At 74.6% G+C, this 1,661-nt stretch carries 1 protein-coding gene; it reads left to right on the top strand.

The features are described from left to right. A partial coding sequence (locus B7767_RS24795; RefSeq protein WP_143652620.1) for a DEAD/DEAH box helicase occupies positions 1 to 1,516 on the top strand: 1,516 nt, incomplete at its 5' end. Positions 1,517 to 1,661 lie beyond the last annotated feature (145 nt).

The raw sequence follows: 1,661 nt of genomic DNA, 5'->3' as shown, positions 1-1,661 counted from the left end.
GGAGGTCGACGGGGAGACGGTCGAGGCGGTCCCGGCCGGCGCCCTCGCCGCCCTCCGCGACCGCCTGACCGCCGGGGTGCGGCCCGCCGAGCCGCCGCCCGGCCTCGACGCCACCCTGCGCGACTACCAGCTACGGGGCCTGGCCTGGCTGGACCTCATGACCTCCCTCGGCCTCGGCGGCTGCCTCGCCGACGACATGGGCCTGGGCAAGACCGTCACCCTCATCGCGCTGCACCTGAAGCGGGCCCGCACCGAGCCGACCCTGGTGGTCTGCCCGGCCTCGCTGCTCGGCAACTGGCAGCGGGAGATCACCCGGTTCGCGCCCGGCGTCCCCGTGTGCCGCTTCCACGGCCCCGACCGCACCCTGGACGGCCTCGACGGCGGCTTCGTCCTCACCACCTACGGCACCATGCGCTCCGCCGCACCGGAGCTGGCCGGGCGGACGTGGGGCATGGTCGTCGCCGACGAGGCACAACACGTCAAGAACCCCCACTCCGCGACCGCGAAGGCGCTGCGGACGATCCCGGCCCCCGCGCGGGTGGCGCTCACCGGCACCCCCGTGGAGAACAACCTCTCCGAACTGTGGGCCCTCCTCGACTGGACGACCCCCGGACTCCTCGGCCCGCTGAAGTCCTTCCGCGCCCGGCACGCGCGCGCGGTGGAGACCGGCGAGGACGAGGAGGCCGTCGCGCGCCTCGCCCGCCTGGTCCGCCCCTTCCTGCTGCGGCGCAGGAAGTCCGACCCCGGCATCGTCCCCGAACTGCCGCCCAAGACCGAGACGGACCACCCGGTGCCGCTCACCCACGAACAGGCCGCGCTGTACGAGGCGGTGGTGCGGGAGTCGATGCACGCCATCGAGACCGCGCAGGGCATGGGCCGGCGCGGACTGGTGCTGAAGCTGCTGACCTCGCTCAAGCAGATCTGCGACCACCCGGCGCTCTACCTGAAGGAGGAGCACGAGCGCGCCGGAGGCGACCGGCTCGTGGCCCGCTCCGGCAAACTGGCCCTGCTGGACGAACTGCTGGACACCCTGCTCGCCGAGGACGGCTCCGCCCTGGTCTTCACGCAGTACGTCGGGATGGCCCGTCTGATCACCGCGCACCTCGCCGAGCGCGCGGTCCCCGTCGAGCTCCTCCACGGCGGTACGCCGGTGGCGGAGCGGGAGCACATGGTGGACCGCTTCCAGAGCGGCGCGACCCCGGTCCTGGTGCTCTCCCTCAAAGCCGCCGGCACCGGCCTCAACCTCACCCGCGCGGGCCACGTCGTCCACTTCGACCGCTGGTGGAACCCCGCGGTGGAGGAGCAGGCCACCGACCGCGCGTACCGCATCGGCCAGACCCAGCCCGTCCAGGTCCACCGCCTCGTCACCGAGGGCACGGTCGAGGACCGCATCGCCGAGATGCTGGAGTCCAAGCGCGCCCTCGCCGACGCGATCCTCGGCTCCGGCGAGGCGGCCCTCACGGAGCTGTCCGACCGTGACCTGTCCGACCTGGTGTCCCTGCGGAGGCCGGCATGACCCCCCACCCCTCCGAAGAGGCCCGCGAGGCCCTGCGCGCGGCCCGCGCACGGACGACCCGCGAGCCGACGGCCACACCGGAGCACCGGCCCGCTCCCGACCGGTCGGCCGCCCCGGCCGCCGGACAGCCCGACCGCCCCCATCG

The organism is Streptomyces sp. 13-12-16, from assembly GCF_002114215.1.
Classification (GTDB): domain Bacteria; phylum Actinomycetota; class Actinomycetes; order Streptomycetales; family Streptomycetaceae; genus Streptomyces.
Note: the sequence above shows the minus strand (reverse complement) of the source record. Positions and strands in the feature narration are given on the sequence as shown.